The 3,305-nt window shown below is 35.2% G+C and carries 4 protein-coding genes and 1 riboswitch; all 4 genes read left to right on the forward strand.

All coding sequences use genetic code 11. The annotated features are described in order from the left end of the window. The first annotated feature begins 545 nt into the window (after nucleotides 1-545). The 4 genes from ASU35_RS03295 to ASU35_RS03310 all read left to right on the forward strand — a co-directional run bounded on the left by ASU35_RS03295 (nucleotide 546) and on the right by ASU35_RS03310 (nucleotide 3,249). The gene (locus tag ASU35_RS03295) at nucleotides 546-974 is read left to right on the forward strand and encodes a zinc ribbon domain-containing protein (RefSeq protein ID WP_058351639.1); all 429 of its coding nucleotides are present in this window, start codon (nucleotides 546-548) and stop codon (nucleotides 972-974) included. 275 nt (nucleotides 975-1,249) lie between these two features. Further along, a riboswitch (cyclic di-GMP riboswitch) is annotated at nucleotides 1,250-1,325 on the forward strand. A 56-nt stretch (nucleotides 1,326-1,381) separates the two neighbouring features. After that, nucleotides 1,382-1,621 (forward strand): DNA-binding protein, encoded by a 240-nt coding sequence (locus tag ASU35_RS03300; protein WP_341415841.1) that lies wholly within the window; start codon nucleotides 1,382-1,384, stop codon nucleotides 1,619-1,621. A 97-nt stretch (nucleotides 1,622-1,718) separates the two neighbouring features. Next, complete coding sequence (locus ASU35_RS03305; protein ID WP_341415843.1) at nucleotides 1,719-2,666, forward strand: helix-turn-helix transcriptional regulator; 948 nt, start codon at nucleotides 1,719-1,721, stop codon at nucleotides 2,664-2,666. After that, a complete protein-coding gene (locus tag ASU35_RS03310) occupies nucleotides 2,659-3,249 on the forward strand; it encodes a hypothetical protein (protein ID WP_058351642.1) in 591 nt (196 codons plus the stop codon). Before ASU35_RS03305 ends, ASU35_RS03310 begins: the two co-directional genes overlap by 8 nt. Nucleotides 3,250-3,305 lie beyond the last annotated feature (56 nt).

Genomic DNA, 3,305 nt, shown 5'->3' on the forward strand with positions numbered 1-3,305 from the left:
AATTCTTACCAAAAAGGAGCCATTTCTTACCAAAAACACAAACTATTTTACACTACCTTCTACTCTGTGTTGGAGTAGGCTTATGAAATGAATTTTTGGGGATTATTTTCCTCATCATTTTTTGTGACTGTTTCCTTCGCTGGAAGCCAAAAACTAATTGAAGTATATCGATTTTGGCTTCGCCAGATACGCATTTTGTATGACAAAATGCTACTGGTCAGGGGAAAATGCCCCTGGAACCCCTAAAATACATCCTAAGTGTACGAAAAATACCCCAAAATGCCAAAGTGATGTGACAATGTTTCACTTTGATGTGACATTCTCGTAAAAGTGATGTGACAATGCATCACATTGATGTGACATTTTTTACGTCATATTTGAAAGTGATGTGACAATGTTTCACTTTGATGTGACAATTTCGTAGAAGTGATGTGACAATGCATCATTTTGATGTGACAATTTTTTATTATGTTTTTGGGAAGTACATTATCTGTCCATGGAGTTTGCTAAATTATAGTTACCAGACAGGAAGGGAGATGGTTTCTATGTATTGCAAGAGTTGTGGAGAAATGATTATAGGAAATGAAAAGGTGTGTCCGAAATGCGGAGAACCAATTTATTCGGGATTAGATATTCCCAAAAAACAAATGGAAAATTCGGAGGAGTATACCTATGTGAAACCGAAAAGTAAGTTTGCTATTTTTTATGACAAATTAATTGAAGTGGTTGGAAGGCTTATAGGTGTTGCTATTTTGGTTATGCTGGTTTGGTATATTCAGATATGGCCGCATCACATTTATAAGGTGGGGTGCAATTACTTAGAGGATAAAGTGTTTACCAAGGAAACAGAATACAAGATTAAGAAATACGATAAGAAGTATATTTCAGCTGGAAAAGACAAGGAGGTATTGGATTTAGGAGAAGGGAAAATGAGTTACCATCATTTCTATTTAGCCATACTGGTTATATGGTGATTACAATATGGTAATGGCTGTTTGGAGAAATGCAGAAGGTGTGATGCAAGTGACGTTGTGGGGAGAACTGGCGGAGAAAAATATTCTGATTTGATTATGGTAGAGCATTTTCAATCATAGTATGTTGTGTACTCTTTTTGGTGGTTTTTTGTTATATTGGTACTTTGTTATGAATAATAGGTTTATTCATAAGGATTAAAGGAGAAGGGGAAGATAAGGAGTGGAAAGAAATTGACATTGTTCGACAAAGGGAGTACAATATTTGATGTGAGTAATTTCATATTTAGCAAAGCATTCGAAAGGATGTGACGCAAAGCTATAGGGACTGTAAAATGTCAGCCAGTTGCAAATTGATTGAACATTACGGAGTTTTTGTAATGTTTTTTGTTTTAAAGCAGGTGATTAGTGTGAAAGGATACATGACGATTGCTGAAACAGCAAAGAAGTGGGGGATTGGAGAGCGAAGAATAAACACTTTGTGTTTAGAGGGAAGAATTGAAGGTGCTGAGAAATTTGGTACTGCATGGGCGATACCATCTGATGCAGAAAAACCGGCAGATAAAAGGGAAAAATCCGGGAAATATAAAAATTGGAGGAAGAAAAAAGAGAATCCTGAGGAAACTCCTGAAGAAAGTAATGATAACTGAAAATTTGTTCAAACAAGGACATATTAAGTCCAACTGATTTGATAGAATCAGATATAGAACAGAAAAAAACAGTTATTTTGTACGAGGGGTGATGAACATGGAAGAAGCAAATAAAGTTGCGCGAGTTCTTAGCATTTACAATAAGCTTGTGGGTGGAGAAATCGTAAATAAAGCATTTGAGGCAAATCGTTTTGGGGTAAATGAAAAATCAATTCAAAGAGATATTGATGAAATCCGGAATTATTTATCACAATCGACGGCAGATGGATATGGAATTGTTGGAGAAGTGGTTTATGACCGTGTCGAAAAAGGATATCGTTTGGAACAGGTTGACAACAAGAAGGTTTCCAACAGTGAATTGCTTGCGATTTGCAAGATTCTTTTGGACGGACGAGCATTTACAAAACAACAAATGAACTCAATGATTGACCGCTTGATAGAATGCTGTGCACCGAAGAAGAATCGTGAGATTGTGAAAAGCCTTTTGGCGAATGAGCAGTACCATTACATAGAGCCACATCACAAGACTGATTTTCTTGAAAGGATGTGGAAGATTGGAGAAGCGATTTCGAAGCAGCAGTATATTGAGGTTGACTACCAAGGAATTCAGGGTTCGAGTGTAAAAACAAGGAAACTGAAACCGGTAGCAATAATGTTTTCTGAGTATTATTTTTACTTATGTGCCTTTATCGAGAACGAAAAGGTAAAGGAGAACTTCAATGTGTTAAATGATTCATTTCCAACCATATATCGCATTGATAGAATCCGGAGATTGAAGGTTTTGGATGAAACCTTCAAAGTGATTTATAAGGATCGATTTGAAGAAGGGGAATTTAGAAAACGAATTCAGTTTATGTTTGGTGGCAAACTCAGGAAGGTTAGATTTGAGTATTCCGGTTACTCGGTGGAGGCAGTCCTCGACCGGTTGCCGACTGCAAAAATTGAAAAGGAAGAAGATGGTGTTTATACCATTTCGGCGGAAGTGTTTGGAGATGGCATTGATATGTGGATGAGAAGTCAGGGAGATAGGGTGACTTATGTATAATGGTGAAAACAAAATAGCAAACGAGAAAAAGACCATTCATTTATTTTTTAACATAAACACTAACAATAGTTTTTTTATAAAAATAATACCAGGAAACATAAAATGTTCCAGTTTGCGCGATGTAATTCTATTTGTGGCAAAATTCTTATCTGGTTTTAAAGAAAAACTGGAAGAGAGTATCAGAAAATTAGAGCAAAAAGGTGTTGATTTTAGTGATGACAAAAAAGTGATAGTAAATATAGATGGACTAACTGCTGAAGTGAAATGGGAAGATATCCATATTCAAAAGGATAAAGGAATATTTTCCTTTTCGATAACGATTGAGTTGAATAATTTAGACTCTTTTCTACGACTCATTGCTAATAGAGTGGAAAATAAAGTGGTTAGTGAGTGTATCAACATAGCAATTAATAATTCACCGCAAGATGAAAAATTTTGTTTGCTTGATTCAATTATTGGATGGATGAACAGATTTGACATAATATCAAGTATTGCTATGTATCTATTATGTAGTAATTCTCGTGTGAAAAAGCAAATTGATAAACATGATATACGAATTGAAGACGTTAGTGTGATAATGTAGTCCAGCTAATAAATGTCAATAGGAAAATGAAAAAAATTTGATTTCATTTTTGAACT

Origin of the sequence: Acetivibrio ethanolgignens (genome assembly GCF_001461035.1) — a bacterium.
Classification (GTDB): domain Bacteria; phylum Bacillota; class Clostridia; order Lachnospirales; family Lachnospiraceae; genus Velocimicrobium; species Velocimicrobium ethanolgignens.

Coding starts and splice junctions, on each gene's coding strand:
- ASU35_RS03295 (WP_058351639.1), top strand. CDS start 546: ATGTATTGCAAGAGTTGTGGAGAAATGATTATAGGAAATGAAAAGGTG.
- ASU35_RS03305 (WP_341415843.1), top strand. CDS start 1,719: ATGGAAGAAGCAAATAAAGTTGCGCGAGTTCTTAGCATTTACAATAAG.
- ASU35_RS03310 (WP_058351642.1), top strand. CDS start 2,659: ATGTATAATGGTGAAAACAAAATAGCAAACGAGAAAAAGACCATTCAT.